Raw genomic sequence first — 21,235 nt, 5'->3', positions numbered from 1 at the left:
TGGAATGTAAATTATTATATTGATTATTTCCAATGATTGTTTACTTAAATAAAATTTAAATGAAATATATAGCTATTCTAATATTATCACTAATAGTTCATTTCTCATTTGCACAAGATAAAAGACAATATAATTTTGATTATCAGATTATATACCAGATGACTTATCAAACTGACAGCAACAATATCAAAAGCATAAAAAAAGAATATCTGGAACTACTTACAAATGACAAAGTATCCTTATTCAGGTCCATTAAAGCCGGAAGGGTAGATTCGGCAATGTACAGTGAACTAAATAAAGGAAATATGCTTGGTCCCCCTGCGTCATTTATTATGGAAAATTATTCTACAATAACATACAAAATACTTAAGGAAAAAACTGACAATAAGATTTTGACCTTCGATCAGCCAGGAAATGAAATGACTTCAGCATTTTATGTTGAAGCTTTAAACGAATTAAATTGGGTAATAGAAAATGATACGGTTACAATAAATGGACTAAAATGTCAAAGAGCGGATTTAAATTTCGGAAATAGAAACTGGACCGCTTGGTTTGCTCCAGAAGTTCCAATTACTGATGGTCCTTATAAATTCGCTGGTCTGCCAGGCCTAATAGTTAAAGTAGCTGATAAACAAAAATATTGGAGTTTTGACATGCTCAGCTTAAATAAGATCAAAAAAGATGTAGTTATTAATTTTGATCCCAAAATGACACCTGTATATATGAAAAAAAATGAATTCTTTAAGTCCAAAAGAAACTATACAGATAATAGTCTACAGATGGATGAAGCATCAGGAATTATCAAGGGCTTTGGCAGTTCCCGGGATAGAGAGATAATACAGAAGAACCTTAAAGAGAGGGCATTAAAAGACAATAATTGGATTGAACTATATAAAACCAATTAAAATGCGATTTTGGTTTATAATAGTTTTGTTGTTTTTCTTAGTTATAAATACTAAAGGGCAATCTGTTGTTACAGGAAAAATTGAGGATAATTTTTCTAAGGGAGTTGCGAGTGTGAGTGTAACATACAGAAGCATTGGAGGTTCGGTAGTCTTGGGATATGTAATGAGTAAGGAAGATGGGTCTTTCCTTTTGAATGTAAAAAACTTTGCGTATGACAGTTTGGAACTTTCATTCTCTCACCTTTCATACATAAAAAAAAATATAAAAATCCCTAATAAAAGCGCAGTATATTCTATCAAACTAGAAGACAACACAAAGACCTTAGATGAGATCAAAATTTCTTCTCCACCGATTTTTAAATCTGGAGATACCATAAATTATAATGTATTGGAATTTACTTCTAAGCAAGACCGAGTGATAGCGGATATTATCAAAAAACTCCCAGGGGTAGAAATGCAAGGCAATCTAATTTTATACCAAGGTAAACCTATACAAAAATATATGGTTGACAATTTGGATTTAATGGGTAGCAGGTACGGGATGATTAATAACAATTTGCCTGCGGACGCGGTTAAAAGTGTACAAATCGTTGAAAATGATCAACCTATAAAGGTCTTAAAATCATTAATGCCATCGGACAGGGCATCGTTAAACATCCAACTTAAAAAATTTTTGACAACAGGCTCTGGCAAGGTAGGCGTAGGTTATCAACCAGCAATGTGGGAGGTAAATCTAACTCCAATGACATTTGATAAGAATTTTCAAATGCTTAATTCTTTTCAGAGCAATAATAGTGGGAATGATGCTTCTATACAGTTGGGTACTTTATCTTTAGGCAATGGATCCGGTATTTTGGATTTATCCGATCCACCAAGAGACCCTAGCCCATCTTATTTTGGTTTAGCCGATGTATCTAGTCCGGACTTTGATCAAAGGAAATGGTTAGATAATCGTATTTTTCTATACAGTTCAAATGTGCTCAAAAAATTTGGAAATGGCTTAGAGGTTAAGGGTAATTTATCCTACTACAATAATCTGAATAAAAGAGATGGTTATAGCGTAACCTCAATTTTCACTCCGGAGGCTGGAGTGAACTATATAGAAACCATAAGCAATAAATATAAAACCAACGATTTAGCCGCGGGCGTAAATATTTATAAAAATGAGAATAATATCTTTCTAAACAACACTCTAAAAGTCAACCGTAAATGGGACGACGCGCTCGGCCAACTTATGTTAAACAGAGATCAGGCGATCGCCCAAAACAATAACTTTGATGATTTTGGTATTTTAAATAAATTCTCTTTTGCAAGATTTTTTGGTAAACAGCTTATATCTATCAATTCTTTGATAGACTATGCAACATCGCCACAAAAATTGTACATCTCGCCAGGAAGATTTGAAGGTATTTTTAATAGTGGTATGCCATTTAATGCACTGACCCAACAGATTCAGTCCAGCAATTTTAAAAGCCAGAACAGCATTAGTCTCACTCATTCATTCAAAAACCTAATAATTAGTCCAGAAATAGGAATTAATTACCAAGGCAATAAATTACGCACACAAATATTGACTGACATAAAAGGACATATAAACCAATTGGAAGACGGCTACGTTAATGATTTGAATACTACACAAACAACATTTTACCTGAACCTAACTACAAATTATGATATTGCTAAATGGAAATTTAAAATTTCCACGCCTTACAATTTCAACATTTTCAGCGTTCAACAATTTAATGATATAATAATAGATAATCAAATAAGAGATACATTTGGTCCGAGTCTATCAGTTAGATATATGTTAAGTTCTAAAACAGAACTAAGTGCTAGCGGAACATATTCAAACCAGTTTGGGGGACTATCAAATTTTAATAGTGCTTACATATTGAGTTCTTACAGGGATATACAAAAATCCAACGGGAAGCTTCAAGAAAGCAAAAATCTGGGATCCGGTCTCTCTCTCAGTTATAGAAACCCTGTAAAATCAATGTTTGCCAGTCTTTCATACAACTACTCCAAAGGTAAAAAAGACTATATATTTAGAACTGACATAGATTCAAACGGATTAAGTACGGTTGAACTTGATAATAGAGACAATGAGCAGCGTTCTCACACGTTTAACGCTCGTGCCAGCACTTATTTCTCAGCTATAAAAACAGTATTAAAAATTAATGCGAATGTTCAGCTTTCGCAAAACGACTATTTGCTAAATAATCTTTTCATCAAACAGAATGGACAATTTTATGGTGCTGGATTAGAACTAAACAACAATTCATCACAGTTGCTTACGTTTAGATATGCGACAAATTTCAATAAATCAATAAGTACGCTTAAGAAACAATATGAGAACAAAATCGTAACCAATAATCATTTTTTAGATGTAAACTTCTACCCTTTCGAAAGACATAGCATATCACTTCTTAATTCTTATTATATAACAAATATTAAAAGTCAAAAAAACCAGATGTTTATAGATCTGGACTACCGTTGGACTATACCTAAATGGAAAACAGATATCGAGTTTAACCTTATCAATCTGTTAAACAATAATAGTTATATCCAACAGTATAATACGGAGTATTCCATAGTTGAAAGTTATTTTCAGTTAAGACCAAGACGGTTTATGATCTCCACGAAGTTCAAGTTTTAAACTATAAGACATTGAGTGGAACTAAATCATAACGCAATTAGTTCCTTTATCAAAATTATTATTTACAGAATTTAAACGAAATATGATCTATTTATCTGCTCAGCCTGACGATTTATATTTTACATGGCAACTAGAAATACAAATTCGAAATTTTCACTCGCTGGGAATTAAAAAAGAGCAAATACATGTTTTGTTTGCATATAACGCTGTTATTGGATTGAATCCACTGGTGAATAAGTTTTTATTAGATAACGATCATTTAGCGAAAATATACTGCTACCCAGATACCAGATTGCGCAAAAAATATCCATCCTCAGTAAGACCTAATATTATCAATCAGCATTATAAAAGGTTTCCCGAACTCTTAAACAACGTTGTTTTCTACCACGATTCAGATATATTGTTGAGTAGAATTCCCAATATAGCTAATCTTCACAATAACAACGTCTGCTATGTTTCTGATACCCATGACTATTTGGACAGTGGATATATAAAGAATAATGGATCTGAAGAGTTGTTAATTGACATGGCTAACATTGTAGGTTTGGATCCGAGTGAAATAGAAAAGAATGATGATAATACCGGTGGGGCACAATACATTCTAAAAGGTTTAAATGAGGATTTTTGGAGAAAAGTTGAGGAAGACAGCGAGGATTTATATGTGGTGATGCAGTCATTTAACATAAAAAAATGGGAAAAGAGGTATCCTGAAAGGAAGGGATTTAGAAGCAAGAACCCAGGAATCCAGGCTTGGTGTGCGGATATGTGGGCTTTATTATGGAACCTATGGTACATTAAAATGCCTGTTGAAATACATGATGAAATGATATTTTCCTGGCCGGATGATCAACTGAGTTCTTGGGAAAAAAATTCGATTTTACATTATTCAGGGAGTCAAACAAATGAGAATATTTTATTTAAAAAGACAACTTATACAAATTATGCGCCTTGGTATGATCATCAGCTTCTAGAATCATCCTTCGATAACTGCTGCAAACCAATTGTCGACGCGATAATATCAAGAAAACAAGAATTAGAAAATTACCGAATTGATCTTTCAGATGTCTGTTTTATAGTAGAGCTAAAGGATACTGGGGATGATAAATTGCGATTTGCATCAGCTATTCAGAATTACTTATCAAAATATTTTTATTGTCAAATAAAAATATACATAGAGGAACCTTATAAAGATTTCCCCTATGTGGGCCAGGAAATTTTAACAAGTGAAAACTGGATAAATAAACTATACAATTTAGATACTTTAATTTTTTTCTGTTTACCAGCCATATCGGTTATTGATAAAGTAAAAATTTTATCTATAGTTGAGATGTTCAGATACTCAAGCGAGCAAACCTATTCTTTAACTCCGAACAATATTTATCAAATTGATCAAATATTTTCTGAGGCTTTTTCTAAAACTCTAGACATTGATGTTTTAACAATGAACTCTGGGAAATTTCAAAGAAAAAAAATCGATGAAAATCAGATTATAATTTTTAAAAAAACCGTCATTGATAATTTCCGCTTCAAGGGGGCACACAGTCACCCTTTAAGAAATAATTCCATAAACAACGCATTGAAAAATAATGACATACAGCAAGAATTAGAAATATTTACACTAAAATCTTAATTACATGCTCACAAACACTGACAAAAATTCTGACATAAGTTTAAATGGTGGTTTAGGAGGAGAAGCCTTTTTAAATTTGATTAAGGGTAAAAAAAACGGAAACCAAATTTTGCAAATGCATGGTGAGTTAGCGTTGGATAGCGTCGGGCACGAGCTTCAAAATTACAGTGATTTTTCATTTGCAAATGGGATTGTGGGCATCGGCTGGATGATTGAATTTTGTGCTCAAAATAATTTAATCAATATAGATAGTGATAAAATACTAGAAGATGTTGATGATAAAATCTATCAGTTTACCCTGTTATCAATATCAAAAAACGTCCCAAACGTCACCGAAATATTAGATCTAATTACGTATTATGAACTAAGATTGTTAAAAAAAAATTCAAGTGCTCATTACTACCGGCGATTTACGCATCTCGAGTGTCTTATTTTGTTAATTGAAACTGCAAAAAAAAAAATAAAAGTCGACACTTTTTTAAAGAACAGTGGTACAAAGTATTTTAATGAGGTTGTTCTTACTCTTTTAAAATTTAGTCATTTAACATATAATGGCATCAGCGACACGCTTTTTGAAGAAGAATTGTATGGAGGGGTCGAATTCTTCATCACCCATTTTGAACTGGTCTATTCACTTTATCAAAAAAACTCGACAGACGCTTCAGAAATAACTAAACTTTACATGTTACTGTGCATGACTGCCAGACAATACAACAATCGGTACTGGGTAATTGAGATGGAATCATTCTATAATAAATTAAGAGAAGACTTTTCATCAATTATTAATACTGATTTTGATTTCTATACAAGAGTAACAATGATGGAATTAATTTATGATGAACCATTAATAAATGAAAATTTATTCAACTCAATTACGGGCAATCAGGAGCATATAGAATTACTTACTTTCTATTTAAGCAATTATAGGCCTTTCTCTCTCAGCTTGATTTAGAGTTTATATATAGAAGGCCTAGCAAAAACTTTTAACCATTCAGAAAACAGTAATATAATATGAGTAATACATTAAAGAAGAAATTTCCTTTTTTTAAGCAACAGGATCAAATGGATTGTGGCGCTAGCTGTTTACGAATGATTATTAAATATTACGGGCAAAATATTTCAATAAATAAGATCCGGAGATTGAGTCAATCGACCAGAGCCGGAGTGAATATGCTTGGGATAAGTGAGGCTGCAGAGAAAATGGGGTTCCGATCAAATGGGGTCAGATTGCAAATCGAACAGTTAAGGGAGATACAGCTGCCCTGTATACTGCACTGGAATCAGAATCATTTCGTGGTGTTATATGCAATAAAGGACCAAAATTACTTTATTGCTGATCCGAATTATGGCCTTGTTACAATGAATGAGAAAGAATTCGCAAAATGTTGGTTTGCACAAAAGGAGTTACATAAGGGATTATCCCTTATACTAAGTCCAACGCCTAACTTTTACGAGCTGGAAAATGAAAAACCAAAGCATTCACTGGAATGGAGCAAAATATTTCAATATTTTTTTGTTTATAAAAAGCTTTTTTTACAACTTTTCCTTGGTCTTCTTTTAGGCACTATAGTCCAGTTATTAGCTCCTTTTTTAACACAATCTATAGTAGATATTGGCATTAATACAAAAAATATAAATTTCATCAATACGATTTTAATCGCGCAGCTGATGCTTTTTATTGGCCAAACAAGTGTTTCTTTTATCCGTTCATGGATTATGCTACACATCAGCACAAGGGTAAATATATCAATTCTGACTGACATGCTTATAAAAATTATGAGATTGCCAATGTCATTTTTCGATCTTAAGACGGATGGTGATATCATGCAAAGGATGTCAGATCAACAAAGAGTAGAATCATTTCTAACTGGTTCTTCCATAAATACACTATTTTCCATGGTAAATTTCTTGGTATTCGGTAGTGTACTAATTATCTATAGTAAAACTATATTCTTTGTATTTCTAGTTTCTACAATCTTAGATGTGCTATGGATTTGGTTTTTCATGAAATATAGGAGAGAATTAGACTACAGGCTTTTTAATATTTCTTCAGAGAATCAAACCTACATGGTTGAACTCATTCACAGTGTTAGGGATATTAAGTTGAGCAATTCTGAAAAGCAAAAAAGATGGGTCTGGGAAAAACTGCAGGCTAAAATGTTTAAATTCAATATTAAAAACCTTACAGTTTCACAATATCAACAAATTGGTTCAATTGCTATAAGTCAGGTTCAGGCGATATTAATCTCTTATTTAAGCGCTAAAGCTGTTATTGCTAATGAAATTACCTTTGGGAGTATGATGGCAATTCAATATTTAGTAGGCATGGTGGGGGGACCAGTTCAACAGTTGTTGGGCTTTATGCAATCTTACCAAAGTGCTAAAATTGGTCTGGAAAGGATTAATGAAATTTACGAGACAGAAGACGAAGAATCACCTGAAAAAGAATACTTCAACGAACTCCCAAAAAATAAAACGATTGAGATTAAAGACTTGAACTTTACTTATTTTGGTGCTGGTAATGAACCTGTTTTTGAAAATTTAAATCTTAGTTTTCCAGAAGGAAAAACGACGGCAATTGTAGGAATGAGCGGGAGCGGCAAAACGACCCTTTTAAAATTATTGATGAGATATTATAAATTAGATAAGGGAGAAATATTGGTCGGTGGTAAAAATCTTGATCAGATGGAGTACCAAATCTGGCGTGAGTCCTGCGGCATCGTTATGCAGGAAGGTTTTGTTTTTTCTGACACCATTGAGAATAATATTGCCATTGGGGACGAATTTCCAGAAAAGCAGAGGATTGATGAAGCCATAAGAATTGCTAATCTTGAAGACTTTATATTGGAACAGCCTTTCGGGATCAACACAAAAATCGGTGCTGCTGGAAAAGGGATCAGTCAAGGACAAAAACAGCGCCTATTGATTGCGCGTGCTGTTTATAAGAATCCACAGTTTATTTTACTTGATGAGGCAACTAACTCTCTAGATGCTAATAATGAAAAGATAATAATTGATAATCTGAATTCATTTTTAAAAAATAGGACAGTTGTAATTGTTGCTCATCGGTTAAGTACAGTCTGTAATGCAGATAACATAATTGTGTTAGAAAAAGGCAAGATTGTCGAACAGGGTACTCACCAAGAACTGACGGATAAGAAGGGCAACTATTTTACTTTGGTAAAAAATCAACTGGAACTTGGCAATTAGGATTATCAGTCAAAAATGTAATGAATAAAGAAAACGAAAATTACGGAAAACTGCATAGTGAGGACTTACAAGATATTATTTCTACGCCTCCCTCTTGGCTTCTGAAAAGAGGAATAGGATTTGTATTTCTTACTTTTTTAATCCTTTTGATTATTTCCATTGTTATAAGTTATCCTAATATAGTAAACACTACGCTGACCATAAACGCAGCTAACCACCCAACTGCAATAAAAAACGTTAGTGCGGGTATTATCGTTAAAATTTTTAAAAAGGATGGAACAGAGGTTAAGAAAAATGAAATTTTGGCTTTTATAGAAAGTAATATAGATCCTTACGAAGCTCTATCTGTTGAAAGCAAACTTGTTGAGATACTCCAGCCAAGTGAAGACTTACCTAAAGTAATCCTGCCAGTACTTTCGAATCTTGGGCCACTCCAAAAAACTTACGGACAGTTTTATTCATCCTATAAGAGTTATATCAAGATTAATGTTTCTGACCAATCTGAAGATAAACGTAAACAACAACAAGAAGCTATTTTGCGATTAGCAGCTGGTCTATCAGAACAGATAGACATCTGGAAGAAAAAAAATATTTTGACTGCGCCCATTCCTGGATTAGTTTATTATTCAGGCATGGCAGAGCTGAACCAATATATCGAGCCCAATACAAACGTCTTTTTTGTCTCTCCAAAAAATGGATTTTTTTTTGGTACGATGAGCATTTCACAGGAAAATATCGGTAAAGTTAAAATTGGACAAGAGGTTCACATACGATTAAAAAGCTATCCCTATGAAGAATATGGGTTCATATATGGTAAAATTACTGGAATTAGCCAATTTCCCCAGAATAATGTCTTTATATCTAGAGTTGAGATTTCGAAAAAACATAAAAATCCTATAATTAAACTTAAACATGGCATGATCGCCGATGCTGAAATTTTGACTGATAATTACTCCGTAATGGAAAGGATTTGGTTAAATATCAAGCGAAGTATTTTATCTAAATAAACTTGGTGCTTCCTTTAAATATCGCGTCAAGAACTTATTATCAAGTAGTAGATTGAAAAAGAGAATCTATGGTGGAGCAATTTTATTTCTAAGCAGCTTTTTAAATTTTTCATGATACTAATCCGGGACTAAAACATCATATGCTACAGATAGCGCGCACAGTTATTAACCGGAAAGTGGACTTTTAATGATGCCTGCTGGGTAACCTCGCGGCAGATGCTAAAAACGGGGCAAAATCGGTTCATTTGAGAACAGGTTCTATCGATGAATTCCGATCTTGCCGTTGCTAAAATGTTATATGTGCCGCACGCCAATACGGAAATGATGCAAATTCAACACGGCAACTTTTTGCTTTTACCGATGGTGTAAAGACGTATACACAGCTTGGTCCGGATATGAGCGAAACCAGTACCACGCTAGTAACCGATTCATTTAAAGTGACGACTACAGGAAAAGTGCGCTTTCAGACTAAGGAGGCTGGTACGACGCAGATTAATATCGACGATATTATATTTAAAGGAACAGGCGACCCGGGCATCACCGTCGGCTCATCGGAAACTGATCCAACCGACATCGGCAACGCCACTAACTCGATACCCGGCCATGTAACACCTGAAGCGGGTGCTGATGCACCTCCCGTAGGCGGCGATAATTCAAATTTATTATTTGGTAATCCATCAGGATTTCTGAAATAATATTGAATAGCGAAAAGTTGAAGGTGTCTCTGAACAGAATGATACACGATTTTGCCATATTTTTTCGAATTCCCTACAAACCACCCGAATCCATAATGAGTTTCTTTTCCGTCGCTGGTTTTTACAGAATTAAATACCAGTTCTTTATCTTTTGAAGATATTAACTGATCGCCATAAAGTGCGCTGTCCCATTTTAATAGATCCGCCGTTGTAGAATTTACTGTCCCGTCGCCCACAATTCCATCCAGATAATAAGTATAAAATTTTTTTCCAAAACTATCGGGTAGCACTTGGCGATCTAAACTATCTATAACATAGCCAAGCGCATAATTCTTTATTTCTTTTGGTTCAAATCTGCTCCTGTAGACAAACGTATTTTTCATTTTTAATGGTTGAAAAATGTTTTCACTTAAAAATTTTCCAAAGGTCTTCTTTGATATTCTTTCTATTATCAAAGCTAATAGAGTGTAACCTGTATCGCTGTACTCGTATTTTTCGCCTGGTTGAAAAATAACTTTTGGTCTGTATTTAGCGAAGACATTAACAATATCCTGATTGGTAGCAATTTTTGTTTTATCCCATTTTTCTTCAAAAATCTCCAAATAATCTGGAAGGCCGCCAGTGTGATTAAGCAGATTTCTTATGCTGATATTTCCGTAGAAACCCAATTCGGGGATATATTTTAAAATTTTATCGTCATAGTTAAGTTTCCGCGTTTTTCCAACAAAACAATTCCCATGGCCGTAAATTGTTTGGAAACAGAGGCCAGCTCAAATATGGTTTGGTTATTGATTTTTTGCCCGGTTTTCTCGTTAGCAAAGCCATAACTTTTTTCAAATAGGATTTTCCCTTTATCTGCAATCAGCACATTTCCATTGAACATTTTCTGCTCAAAAAGAGCATTAAATAAGCTGTCAAGCTGCTTATATGGTACGGATTGACCAAATGTGAGATTACATAACAACAGTCCAATGGTTATCAGTAAAAATGTTCTTCTCATAGCATCTTCTTTAAAATTGCCGCTAATAAAGCATTTACTGCCGAATGGCGGGATCTGACGTTTTTTAGTCTAGTAAATATACAAATTTTGATAGAAGCACATTCTCATCAAATAGTTGGCATGATCAACTTTGTTCTTTTGAAGCTGATTTCATTGCAGATTTTATTCATCCGTCTTAACCTGCTTCGCAACTAATTTTAAATCTTTTATTTCTAAAATATTTTTGTTGTATCCGAGTATCAGTATTCGAATTAATGCAGTTAAGATTTCTTCATAGGTTAACGTTTTATTTGGAAAAACAAAAGGGTAGATCAACCTCAGTCCCTTATAAATCAACCTGACGTTTTTTTGTGCTTTCAATGGCATAATAAAACCTGGCCTGAAGCTGTAAATGGCTTTAAAACTCAACTCATTTAATGCATTTTCTGTTTTTCCTTTTATTCTTGCCCACATTATTTTTCCATTTTCCGAACTATCTGCATAAACTCCAGATAAGTAGAAAAAAACCATATTTGGATTAAGACGCGCAAGTTCCTTTGCAAACATCATTGTGGTATAAAAAGTGAAGTGTTTGTATTGCTGTTCACCCATACCAAACGAACTTATTCCTGCACAATAAAAACAGCCATCGTAGCCAGTCAGTAGATTGCTATACGCGGTTAGATTTGTAAAATCTTTTACAATCAGTTCAGAAAGTTTAGGGTGCTTTAATGGAGAAGCCCTTCTATTTACCATCAATACCCCGGTAATATTTGGATTCTCGAGAGCGTACATCAAAACGCCTTCGCCAATCATTCCTGTGGCGCCTGTTACTATTATTTTCATTTCTATTACTTGCTTATCAGCGTTCAATCATTTTCCAAAACATCAGGAATGTATCTGCAATGATCTTTTGTTGTCCTTTTTTGGTGAATTTATTTGAAGCCAGGTATTGGTTAACACCAAATACCTGGTTACTGATCAAAGCATATAATAATTTCACATCAATATTAACCACTTGTTGCTCCTCAATAGCCTCAGCAAAAAGTTGTAATACGGGGGCTGTCTGCGCCGAAATTTCATCAGCACCAATTCTTTTCAGATAGGGCGAATTGGAGAACTGCGCCAGAAATGAAAATTCAGTGGGATTATGGAGCGACCATTTAAGCGATTCTTCATAATACGCTTTGATGGCATCCTTTTTTGATTTAACATCAGCCAGTGCAACATTTATACTTTCTGCTGCTTGCGCTTTTAATTTTAAATAAAGTGAAATGATGAGCTCATCTTTGGTCGGGAAAAAATAAAACAAAGTACCGGTTGCTATACCGGCTTCTTTTGCAATTTTACTTGTTGGCGTATCATTAAATCCCTGTGATACAAATAATTCCAATGCGGTTTGAAGTAACTTTTCTCTTTTATCCATGCGAAGGTAATTTTTGGAAAGCAATCGGAGCGTATCATATACCCCGATCACATTCCTGGTGTTACTGACTAATTAATTTACATCCATCGGGCCACAGAATAATTCATTGACCATAATGGTATCCAAATATTCGTAAAGCCTGCTGATTAAGCCATCCTCAAAGGTTAAAAGCAACATCACATCATTTTCGTAAATACGGCCATCCTTTCGCTTTCCACGGATATGAACATGAAGCGCTGCCCGCTCTTCGTCTGCCGTAATAGATTGGAGTGTCATTTTCATTCCCTGTGGGAATCGCTCTGCTACGATGCTCCATAATTTGACCTGATTTTCTACAGATTGTACACCTCCAAACGGCCACGACCCCTCACCACTTAACCAATAGACACATTGAGGCGTTTTTAAATTATTCATTTCATCGAAGTTTCCAGCAACCATTGCATTGAAATATCTTGCTGCTATTTCCTTTGTTATCATACTTTATTTTTAGTGACTGTTTAGTCAGTCAAAACAAATTTACGATAATTTATTTGTCGGCAAGATCTCTATATGGTTTATTAATAAAAACCGAAATCGATTCCCGTCATTATGATGCTTAGCAAAATTGCTTTTAAAACCTGTGCAAAATTAATTGGCTATGGAAAAACAGCAATCAAGAGGGGAGAAGTAGAGTTGTTCTGTGTTTTTCGTGTTTCCGGGCAATGCTCAGGCATGCGCAGTAAGAAAAAATATGATCAAGAAAAGTTAAAAGAGATTTCTCTGTGATTATGCCTTACAAAATAGGAGCGGGCATCGTAATCGTTTTTTTTACGTTATTTTTGTTAAAAATCCTCAAATATGGAGTTCAATCCCAATAATCCGGTCATCAAACTTTTAATGAAAGGCATGCACCTTAGTGAAACAGGCCATGTGGAAGAAGCTGATAAAACATTTTTGCAGGCCTGGAATGAAGCAACAGACGATTTTGAAAAGTCTATCTCTGCCTGGTACATCGCGAGGCTGAAAACCGCTATTTATGGTAGAATTGAGTGGTATGGAATTGCATTGGAACATGCATTGAAGTCTGAAAATGATTCGGTTAAAGGTTCCTTTTTAACACTCTTGTATTCGGCTATTGCTGAAAATTATAAAATGCTTGGCGATTTAGAAAATGCAGAGAGGTATGATGGTTTAGCATTAGCATCCATAAGCCAACCCATTGATGAAGGACCTTTTTATCATGGAACAAGGGCCGATTTACAAGTTGGTGATTTTTTAACCGCAGGCTGCACTTCCAACTATCAGTCGGAACTGGTGATGAATCACATTTACTTTACGGCATTGGTTAACGGCGCCGGACTTGCTGCTGCGCTGGCTCGTGGCGAAGGTGCTGAACGGGTTTACATCGTTGAACCCACGGGCGATTTTGAGGACGATCCGAATGTGACCAACAAAAAGTTTCCGGGTAATTTAACGCGTTCTTACCGTACCCGGGCACCCTTGAAAATTACTGGTGAGGTAACAGAATGGTTAAAACAAACGCCTGAACAAATACAGCAATGGCGCGAGAAGTTAGCCAATAATAAAGGAGAAATTATTAATTGATAACTAAAGGGATACCAATATCAGGGCTACATGCTAATCCGTAGAGTACCGCAGGGCTCTACGGATTACCAAATAGAAAAGAGTCTATGACTCGCTTATATCTGAGTTTATAAGTTCCTTAATATCCGTAGGAGACGCTATGCTTAACGCTAACGTACAGAGGGGAGTGATTCGGTGAGTAAGGCAAACCGGTTAATTCAATTATTTTTTTTGAAACTTTTCAATATCTGCGCTGATCGACTTTCCCTCAGCGCTATTTCTTAACCTTGGAGATAGCATTGCTAGCATCGCTTGGGGAGTGTTTCCGAATACTTGTTTAATTTTTTCGATGGGGATTACCTTCAGAAATTTAGGTACAGACTTTAAATTATCCACGCCCACTGGTGAATCTGGATATTTTTTAATGAACTCCGCTAGCTTCAATTGTTTCGCCTTTCCATTCCCATCCAGCTTTTTCACCTGCTTATTCAATTGCCCCTTCCCCGATATTGTAAGATAATTCATCTCTTGTTCTTTGAGGATATTCAGATCCACATCTTCAAGTATAATAACTTTTAACTTTGGGGTTCCGCCAGGTATCCAAGTCTTATTGCGTAGATTTTTTTCAATATCCTCTACCTTGATGTCACCACGGGTATCTAAAAATATTAAACCCCAACGCAGTAGTTTTTTCTCAAGATCAACGGCAGATGAGAATTTAAAACTACCGTTTATTAATGGCACTTTCATAAAAAGATCTTTGTCGCCTTTGCTGTAAAGATAGGCGTACTTCGACCCATTAGGTTCTTTTACTTTGCCCTGGATGTCAAATTTGATCTGCTCAGCGAATAACCCGGTACTGCTTAAGAGCATACATAAAAAAAATAAAGTTCTCATAATGTTACTACTAATATAAAAGCGAATATAAACTAATTATTTAGTTTTGTTGATTCTTTTGGGAAAATGTGTAAGGAAGTTTCGCATTGACACTGTTACACCGTTTTCTAAATAAGATGTATGCGCTGATTCTAGGTCAGGATTAAGCAGTTTGCTCTCGTTAATCAGAGACTCTTTGATCTGGATCTCGGAAGGTTGATTTTAATAGTTCCAAAGAAAGACGGTTCACTTCGGTCTATGCAATTATTCATACCACTGACAGGATATGAAAAGATTAATGATTGTATCCGTTCTGTAATTCAAGAGAAAAAAGTAAAAGACTTTTTTCTTGAAAAAGATAATATTTAATGTTTTCCTGCCTGGCCTAAAAGTTCCACAGGGCTCTACGGATTAGCAATAAAAAGAGTCTATAACTCGCTTTTATCTGAGTTTATAAGTTCCTTAATATCCGTAGGAGACGCTATGCTTAACGCTAACGGATAGAGCGGGCATTTTTTAAAAAATAATTAAGCAGGGCTATTTGGCATATAACTGGAGTAAGTTTAACTTTTTGGTGGCTAACCAAAACAATAGTACAGAAACCGATAAATAAGGATAAGCAAGGAAAAAAACGCTGATTAAAACATCTTTGTGTGAATATGAACTCCATGAAGCTACCCTGGAGTCGAAGATACTGATATTGACCAAATAAGATAGCATAAAAAAAGATATCGAACTGATGACATATCTTATTTTGATGCTCAACTTAAACATGTTGAGCAACCACGCTACAGGAAATATAAATATAATCAATAAACTAGTCATCAATATTTCCGTATAAAAAATACAATTTAGGCATATTGCGGATAGCTCTTTTGCATAGGTGTGCATACTAAGGTAACATTGCAGAAAACACAGTACATATGCAATAACAAAAAAATAAATGGTTTTTCTAGATTTCATATCTCACAGCCTTATTTCCTACAAAGCTATCACCTGCAATTTTAATATCAGCAAATCTTAACAGTATTTTTATTTTTCTGTCTAGCTTTAAGCTTATCCAAAAATACTGCCTTTTATGGTAGGTTCCTATCAATATTCGTTTAAGCGGTATGGTTCAAAGAATGTGAATTGATTTATTGCCTTTAACAAGTTAGTCATAATGGCAAGCCCCTACCTTGTCTTAAAGTTCCATAGGGCTCTACGGATTAGCAATAGAAAAGAGTCTATGACTCGCTTTTATTAGCGTTTATAAGGTCCTTAATATCCGTGGAGACGCTATGCTTAACGCTAACGGACAAAGGGATGACCAACAAAAAGTTTCCTGGTAATTTAACGCGTTCTTACCGTACCCAGGCACCGTTAAAAATTACCGGGGAGGTGACAGAGTGGTTAAAACAAACGCCTGAACAAATACAGCAATGGCGTGAGAAGTTAGCCAATAATAAAGGAGAAATTATTAATTGATAGTGTTAATTTATCAAGGAGCAAGTGTTCAAAGATCATTGAGGTTTTGCTTCCGCTACCCATAATCATATCTAAATGTCCAATATTCACCCTTATAGACGTAGATTTTATTGTCGTCTGCAAATTTATCCTCTAATAATGAGTCGATTTCTTCATTTTTATAGTTGTAGCGTCGCTTGTTTAAAAAGCCTGCAGATCTTATCGTAGGATGGTCAAGGATTGGCTGAAGATTTCCATCTAAAATATTGGTATTAACGAAACGGAAATCAATAAGCTCTGGAAAGTTGCTTAAAAAGTTGAGATTATCGATGTCTCCGCATTCATTTAAGCACAAAACTTTAATTTTTTTGAGGGAAAGAAATTCTTCGGTAGGTACAAACTTCTTACTTCGGTTAATATGTAAAAATTCTAAGGAGTCTTTTAAGGCTCTCAAGCCGGTATCGCTTGCCAGTTTGGTACAATAATGTAGCTCAAGTCTTTTTAAGTTGCTAAATTTATCAATTCCAATAAAGTTTTTGATATTAGCTAAGTTCAATTCAAGGTATAATAACTTATCAGATTCAGTAAGGTTTCCAAATGAGTTTAGTTTTTCTTTTAAATGCCAGATAATTGCGTATTCGGAATTAGAAAGATTATTATTCGCAATCCATGTATGAGGTTCTTTAAAATTCTTTTTAAATATTGTATCCTGTTCTAACTGTTCCCACCAGATGCTATTGAATCTCCAATCCATTTTTCCTTTCTATATAAGATAAGCTTATTTTGTATCTATATTATTTAATATCGTTATTGTCAGACTATACAGAATATCAGTATTCCAATCTTCTATATAGCTAAACGATTTGTGCTCCTTGGCTGGATCATCAGCACAGTGAATAACCTATGCCTTTCCGTAGAGTTCCGAAGGGCTCTACGGATTAGCAAATAGAAAAGAGTCTATGACTCGCTTTTATTAGCGTTTAAAAAGCAACCACAATGACGATCTATTGGGTGATCACTTTAATTGCTCGTTCCAGCACCTCGTCTTTTCCATCTTTTATACCTTTTATAGTTGGCCTTACCACAATGTCAGGAACGATACCCACACGTTGTGTTTCCTTTCCGTTTGGATAGTAAATGCCAATGCCGGAGATCATGGTTCTAAGTCCACCAGGTAAAAAGATAGTCGAAACATTGCCGTCGGCGCCAGCTGTTGTACTTCCAACTATAGTTGTATTTTTTACCGCACGGAACGCCATTGCCGTATATTCTGCCTGGCTTTGCGAATTCTCATTGACAAGTATAACCAGCTTCCCCTTATATTTGTTATGGTCGCCGGGAATTTTATCCCCTTCCAGAAAAACAAATTCTCCAGGATTGTCTGGATTTCCTGTTGAGAACTTTGCAAATGAAGTCGGCTCAGTTAGGAAATAAGAACCAAGGGAAAATGGAACAAATGTATTGGGATAGTTACGGATGTCGATGATAATACCTTTTGTTTCTTTAAGAGTCTTTTTTATTTCCGGAATGTCTTCTTGTTTAATATTGGCAAGCGTAATATAGCCAATATTTCCTGGCAATAACTTATAACATTTTTGGCTGCTATTTACCTTATACCAATGGTACATGCGTAAATTCTTCCGCTCATAGGTTGGCGCGTTAACTTGTCGTTTCTGGCCGTCAGCGAGGTAATTTAAGGAAATCGTATTGTTTGGGCTACGTAGAAGGTCTATAGACATATCTCTAAGCCTGGCCGCGCTATTAGAGGCCGGATAATAAGGTTTTAAACTATCGATCAACGAATTAATTGTCTTACCATTAACATGTGTGATTACATCACCGATTTTCACTTTAGACAATTCTGAAAATTCTGGATTAAAGTAATCGGCAACCACCAGTTGGTTCTCCACAAATTCTGCTTTAAAAGCTGCAAATTTCGTTCCTCTTAGCGCAGTACTTTTTTCCCGTCCTCCCCATAAGTTTGCGTGGGTATCGTTAACTTCTCCAATCAGCTGTACGGATACAAGTTCATATGAGAGTTTGTCATCGGCATTCAGGAACTTTGGGATATACTCCTTCAGTACGGTATCCCATTTTTTATCGGTAATGTGCCTGTATGGAAAAAAATAATTGATCATGTTCCAGTAACGATAGAGCGATAACAACCTAAAGCCGGCATCTGGATTGGTCAATGCTGAATAAGGATTTTCATTGGAGAAGTTCGGATTTCCTACACCAGGTTCAAGTGAGATATAGTAGTTCTTGCCTTGGTTTCTATTATTGTAAAGATCATTAAGTTGATTTTTTAAGTTGGCTGATATACCTGTGTTACTGATCCAGGATAAATCGGGTTTTAATACAGCATTGCCTGGGGCGGCTTTGCAGGTTTTACACACCGGCAGTACACCATAATTTTTAATCCAGTTGGTAAGAAGGTTATCTCGTTGTTGTTTGTTTTGTACTTTTATGTAATCTGGCAGGAACCTAAAAAGTTCATAGTCCCAGTTATATTTGCCTTTTGCAATTTCTGGATGATGATACTTTATAAATCCCCAAACTTTTCCCAAAAGCTCAAGGTTATGAATTAAATCTTGATTTAGTGGAGGAAAAGTAACTTTCGAACCATCATCAAAAGCTTTATCAGCTTGGGCAGCAAATATTTCTTTCTGGAAGGTCTTTATTTTTGGATCGCCCAGGTCCATTCCATCGATTGTTATCTTTAGATCGTCCAGCCACATTTTTCCTTTGCCTACCAATAAACCACCGAGAACTATTTGTTTGGTTTCTTTTAGGTTAAGTGGCAGATTTATTTCAAAAGGAGCCCAGTCGGCAGTTCCTGTAACACCTCTGTTAGACATATTATCAAAACCGATCTGTGGATCTATACGAATCCATAAACCAGCATATCCTTCACTTACGTTCTCTGTTTTTATGAAACCAGATAAGCGAATAGATGTGCCTTCATAGTTGGCGGGAAGGGTTATCGACAGCGCTCCAAAATTCTTTTTGCTACCAGTATGCTCTATAACAGCAGAAAATTTTCCGCTTTTCTTGTGCACTGAATCTACGTAAAATTTGTATGCTGCATCTCCAAATGTTGTCCATTGTGAAGGGAAGCCGTTTCGGTGCTGTTCGAAATCTAGGTTTAGTGTTTGTGTCACCTTGGGTTGTGCACAAGCATTCTGTACAAATGAAAATGCCAGCAGTATCGCAATGGTTAGTTTACTTGGTTTTGAAAGCATTAAGTTTTTTAATTAGAGTTTTATACGCCTTTGGAAGACATTAAATTAGTATAAATGGTAAAGTAACTTAGGGTTATTCTTAAATAGTTGAAAAATCAAATAATTCCCTTGGATCTACTTTCAAAAACTTAGCATAAACTGAAACATGGCTAATACTGGTATTCACCTGCCCAAGTTCTGTTCTGGCAATCTGGCTCTGTGATACTTCGGTAAGCAAAGAGAGCTGTTCTTGAGATAGTCCACGGTTTTCACGTACCTGCTTCAGCTTTTGGCCAAATTTTTTTATAAAATCTTCGTCTTTTAGATACTTCACAAACCAAATAGACACCTTTAAAACAAAATAATTAATAGCAAATTTGCTATTAAAAATAATTTAACTTAAATTAGCTTTATGAGAAAATAAAGGAACAAAAAGTAATATTGCAGTTCTATCATCGGTAAAGGAATTGCTAACAAGCCTCGCAACTAAATCTGACAGTTTATTCCCGCGAGAGTAAGTTGAGCAACCAAAACCCTATATTTGCTATAGGGTTGGTGCTCGCTTATGTCTTTTGTGGGAGCCCTTTCGAAAGAAAGGGTGGCTTTGTCAGAGCCAAGTTACATTAGACTAAGTGGGTTGCCAACCCTATTGTAATCATGGCATCCACTTATTGAGGCTTATTTAATGTTAAACTTAAATGAGATCAATATGGAACCAAAATTATCAACAGAAGCCGAACACGCTGGCCATTTCAGGGCGTTTATCTATCAGCTCGCCCAAAAGTTCAAACCGTTACAGATCTTCAGCTTTTTGCAGAATAGTTATAACTATCACTCACAAGGCTGTTTTAACGATAATCAAAATCATTTTAAATGTGATTATTGCTTATTGGTCATTACCGAAACGGCAACCCGAATAGATTACGAAATGCAGGATTTTGCCAATGCCTTTTATCAGTATGGAACGATAACTGTGATTGGTCATAGCAGGCAATCGGTTATGGAGGCGGTACAGCAAAACAGCCGGTTTTTTATCAGCGTGCTTAGCTATGGGAAACTGCTTTATAGTAAGGATGGACTATTAGATAGCCAGCCGATACCTCTATTTATACCGACAATGGGCGTAATTAAGGCATTCAAACATTATGAACATCGTATACCGTTGGCTGATGGCTTTTTGATGTGCGCATCACAATGTTTAGAGAAGGAACAGTTTGGGATTTGTGCCTTTATGCTCCATCAGGCGGTAGAACAAACTTGTATCTGTCTGTTGAGGGTCCATATCGCTTACCGTTCGGAGTTTCATAACCTTTACCGCCTGCTCCGTTTGTGTACCTGCTTTTCTGAAAAGCCTTTTCAACTTTTCCTGTCCACTCCCAAAGACGAAAGGCTGTTTGATATTATGGCAAAAAGTTATTCTGGTTCGCGTTATAAAGATGATTTTACGGTTTCCCGGCAAGATGCGGAGTCTCTTTATCAACGGGTGGCTTCTTTTATCTTGTTGGCCAATACGATGTGCGAGGAGAAAATAGACTTGCTCGCTAAGTCGGCATCAGATGATGCAGCCTTAAAAAACACCGATCATGTACAGATCGAAAAAATTTTACAGACCAATAATTAA

Annotated in this window: 17 protein-coding genes and 1 pseudogene; 10 read left to right on the top strand and 8 right to left on the bottom strand. The window is 35.5% G+C overall.

The window, feature by feature from the left end:
• Positions 1-59 precede the first annotated feature (59 nt).
• The 6 genes from DV942_RS04235 to DV942_RS04210 all read left to right on the top strand — a co-directional run bounded on the left by DV942_RS04235 (position 60) and on the right by DV942_RS04210 (position 9,408).
• Positions 60-905 carry a GLPGLI family protein gene (locus tag DV942_RS04235; RefSeq protein WP_145855547.1) on the top strand — a complete coding sequence of 282 codons (846 nt, stop codon included), beginning with the start codon at positions 60-62 and terminating at the stop codon, positions 903-905.
• The gene (locus DV942_RS04230) at positions 883-3,561 is read left to right on the top strand and encodes a TonB-dependent receptor (protein ID WP_145855546.1); all 2,679 of its coding nucleotides are present in this window, start codon (positions 883-885) and stop codon (positions 3,559-3,561) included. Before DV942_RS04235 ends, DV942_RS04230 begins: the two co-directional genes overlap by 23 nt.
• Positions 3,562-3,643: 82 nt before the next feature.
• On the top strand, positions 3,644-5,191 hold the full coding sequence (locus DV942_RS04225) for a hypothetical protein (RefSeq protein WP_145855544.1): 1,548 nt from the start codon (positions 3,644-3,646) through the stop codon (positions 5,189-5,191).
• A 4-nt stretch (positions 5,192-5,195) separates the two neighbouring features.
• Positions 5,196-6,143, top strand: a complete 948-nt coding sequence (locus DV942_RS04220) for a hypothetical protein (RefSeq protein WP_145855542.1) — start codon at positions 5,196-5,198, stop codon at positions 6,141-6,143.
• Between the two features lie 59 nt (positions 6,144-6,202).
• Positions 6,203-8,401: a peptidase domain-containing ABC transporter gene (locus DV942_RS04215; protein WP_145855540.1), complete on the top strand. Its 2,199-nt coding sequence runs from the start codon at positions 6,203-6,205 to the stop codon at positions 8,399-8,401.
• Between the two features lie 20 nt (positions 8,402-8,421).
• Positions 8,422-9,408 carry an HlyD family secretion protein gene (locus DV942_RS04210; protein WP_145855538.1) on the top strand — a complete coding sequence of 329 codons (987 nt, stop codon included), beginning with the start codon at positions 8,422-8,424 and terminating at the stop codon, positions 9,406-9,408.
• A gap of 463 nt (positions 9,409-9,871) precedes the next feature.
• Here DV942_RS04210 and DV942_RS04205 read toward each other — a convergent pair.
• From DV942_RS04205 to DV942_RS04190, 4 genes and pseudogenes are all read right to left on the bottom strand, one after another.
• Positions 9,872-10,986: pseudogene (locus tag DV942_RS04205) on the bottom strand (serine hydrolase domain-containing protein).
• A 279-nt stretch (positions 10,987-11,265) separates the two neighbouring features.
• Positions 11,266-11,928, bottom strand: coding sequence for an NAD-dependent epimerase/dehydratase family protein (locus DV942_RS04200; protein ID WP_145855536.1), 663 nt, complete (start codon positions 11,926-11,928; stop codon positions 11,266-11,268).
• A gap of 16 nt (positions 11,929-11,944) precedes the next feature.
• Positions 11,945-12,508 (bottom strand): TetR/AcrR family transcriptional regulator, encoded by a 564-nt coding sequence (locus tag DV942_RS04195; RefSeq protein ID WP_145855534.1) that lies wholly within the window; start codon positions 12,506-12,508, stop codon positions 11,945-11,947.
• Between the two features lie 72 nt (positions 12,509-12,580).
• Positions 12,581-12,985: a nuclear transport factor 2 family protein gene (locus DV942_RS04190; protein WP_145855532.1), complete on the bottom strand. Its 405-nt coding sequence runs from the start codon at positions 12,983-12,985 to the stop codon at positions 12,581-12,583.
• Between the two features lie 111 nt (positions 12,986-13,096).
• Between DV942_RS04190 and DV942_RS24205 the strand changes: the two genes are divergently transcribed.
• A complete protein-coding gene (locus DV942_RS24205; RefSeq protein ID WP_450091368.1) occupies positions 13,097-13,273 on the top strand; it encodes a hypothetical protein in 177 nt (58 codons plus the stop codon).
• Between the two features lie 420 nt (positions 13,274-13,693).
• Positions 13,694-14,092, top strand: a complete 399-nt coding sequence (arr, locus tag DV942_RS24125; protein ID WP_403001959.1) for an NAD(+)--rifampin ADP-ribosyltransferase — start codon at positions 13,694-13,696, stop codon at positions 14,090-14,092.
• 201 nt (positions 14,093-14,293) lie between these two features.
• On the opposite strand, the gene DV942_RS04180 is transcribed toward arr, so the two are convergent.
• Positions 14,294-14,968 carry a hypothetical protein gene (locus tag DV942_RS04180; RefSeq protein WP_145855530.1) on the bottom strand — a complete coding sequence of 225 codons (675 nt, stop codon included), beginning with the start codon at positions 14,966-14,968 and terminating at the stop codon, positions 14,294-14,296.
• A gap of 1,284 nt (positions 14,969-16,252) precedes the next feature.
• Here DV942_RS04180 and DV942_RS04175 point away from each other — a divergent pair.
• Positions 16,253-16,414 carry an NAD(+)--rifampin ADP-ribosyltransferase gene (locus tag DV942_RS04175; protein WP_145855529.1) on the top strand — a complete coding sequence of 54 codons (162 nt, stop codon included), beginning with the start codon at positions 16,253-16,255 and terminating at the stop codon, positions 16,412-16,414.
• A 55-nt stretch (positions 16,415-16,469) separates the two neighbouring features.
• Here the strand turns inward: DV942_RS04175 and DV942_RS04170 are convergent, their stop codons facing one another.
• From DV942_RS04170 to DV942_RS04160, 3 genes are all read right to left on the bottom strand, one after another.
• A complete protein-coding gene (locus DV942_RS04170) occupies positions 16,470-17,147 on the bottom strand; it encodes a hypothetical protein (protein ID WP_145855528.1) in 678 nt (225 codons plus the stop codon).
• A 250-nt stretch (positions 17,148-17,397) separates the two neighbouring features.
• On the bottom strand, positions 17,398-19,635 hold the full coding sequence (locus DV942_RS04165) for a S41 family peptidase (protein ID WP_145855527.1): 2,238 nt from the start codon (positions 19,633-19,635) through the stop codon (positions 17,398-17,400).
• A gap of 79 nt (positions 19,636-19,714) precedes the next feature.
• A complete protein-coding gene (locus tag DV942_RS04160; RefSeq protein ID WP_450091367.1) occupies positions 19,715-19,948 on the bottom strand; it encodes a helix-turn-helix domain-containing protein in 234 nt (77 codons plus the stop codon).
• Between the two features lie 375 nt (positions 19,949-20,323).
• On the opposite strand from DV942_RS04160, the gene DV942_RS04155 reads away from it, so the two are divergent.
• Positions 20,324-21,235 carry a HEPN domain-containing protein gene (locus DV942_RS04155; RefSeq protein ID WP_186462423.1) on the top strand — a complete coding sequence of 304 codons (912 nt, stop codon included), beginning with the start codon at positions 20,324-20,326 and terminating at the stop codon, positions 21,233-21,235.

The sequence above is a fragment of the Pedobacter suwonensis genome (genome assembly GCF_007833675.1).
Lineage (GTDB): Bacteria > Bacteroidota > Bacteroidia > Sphingobacteriales > Sphingobacteriaceae > Pedobacter > Pedobacter suwonensis.
Note: the sequence above shows the minus strand (reverse complement) of the source record. Positions and strands in the feature narration are given on the sequence as shown.

Bases quoted from the DNA above. Each gene is read 5' to 3' on its own strand.
- DV942_RS04235 (WP_145855547.1), top strand. From the start codon at position 60: ATGAAATATATAGCTATTCTAATATTATCACTAATAGTTCATTTCTCA.
- DV942_RS04225 (WP_145855544.1), top strand. From the start codon at position 3,644: ATGATCTATTTATCTGCTCAGCCTGACGATTTATATTTTACATGGCAA.
- DV942_RS04220 (WP_145855542.1), top strand. From the start codon at position 5,196: ATGCTCACAAACACTGACAAAAATTCTGACATAAGTTTAAATGGTGGT.
- DV942_RS04215 (WP_145855540.1), top strand. From the start codon at position 6,203: ATGAGTAATACATTAAAGAAGAAATTTCCTTTTTTTAAGCAACAGGAT.
- DV942_RS04210 (WP_145855538.1), top strand. From the start codon at position 8,422: ATGAATAAAGAAAACGAAAATTACGGAAAACTGCATAGTGAGGACTTA.
- DV942_RS04200 (WP_145855536.1), bottom strand. From the start codon at position 11,928: ATGAAAATAATAGTAACAGGCGCCACAGGAATGATTGGCGAAGGCGTT.
- DV942_RS04195 (WP_145855534.1), bottom strand. From the start codon at position 12,508: ATGGATAAAAGAGAAAAGTTACTTCAAACCGCATTGGAATTATTTGTA.
- DV942_RS04190 (WP_145855532.1), bottom strand. From the start codon at position 12,985: ATGATAACAAAGGAAATAGCAGCAAGATATTTCAATGCAATGGTTGCT.
- DV942_RS24205 (WP_450091368.1), top strand. From the start codon at position 13,097: ATGATGCTTAGCAAAATTGCTTTTAAAACCTGTGCAAAATTAATTGGC.
- DV942_RS04180 (WP_145855530.1), bottom strand. From the start codon at position 14,968: ATGAGAACTTTATTTTTTTTATGTATGCTCTTAAGCAGTACCGGGTTA.
- DV942_RS04175 (WP_145855529.1), top strand. From the start codon at position 16,253: ATGACCAACAAAAAGTTTCCTGGTAATTTAACGCGTTCTTACCGTACC.
- DV942_RS04170 (WP_145855528.1), bottom strand. From the start codon at position 17,147: ATGGATTGGAGATTCAATAGCATCTGGTGGGAACAGTTAGAACAGGAT.
- DV942_RS04165 (WP_145855527.1), bottom strand. From the start codon at position 19,635: ATGCTTTCAAAACCAAGTAAACTAACCATTGCGATACTGCTGGCATTT.
- DV942_RS04155 (WP_186462423.1), top strand. From the start codon at position 20,324: ATGGAACCAAAATTATCAACAGAAGCCGAACACGCTGGCCATTTCAGG.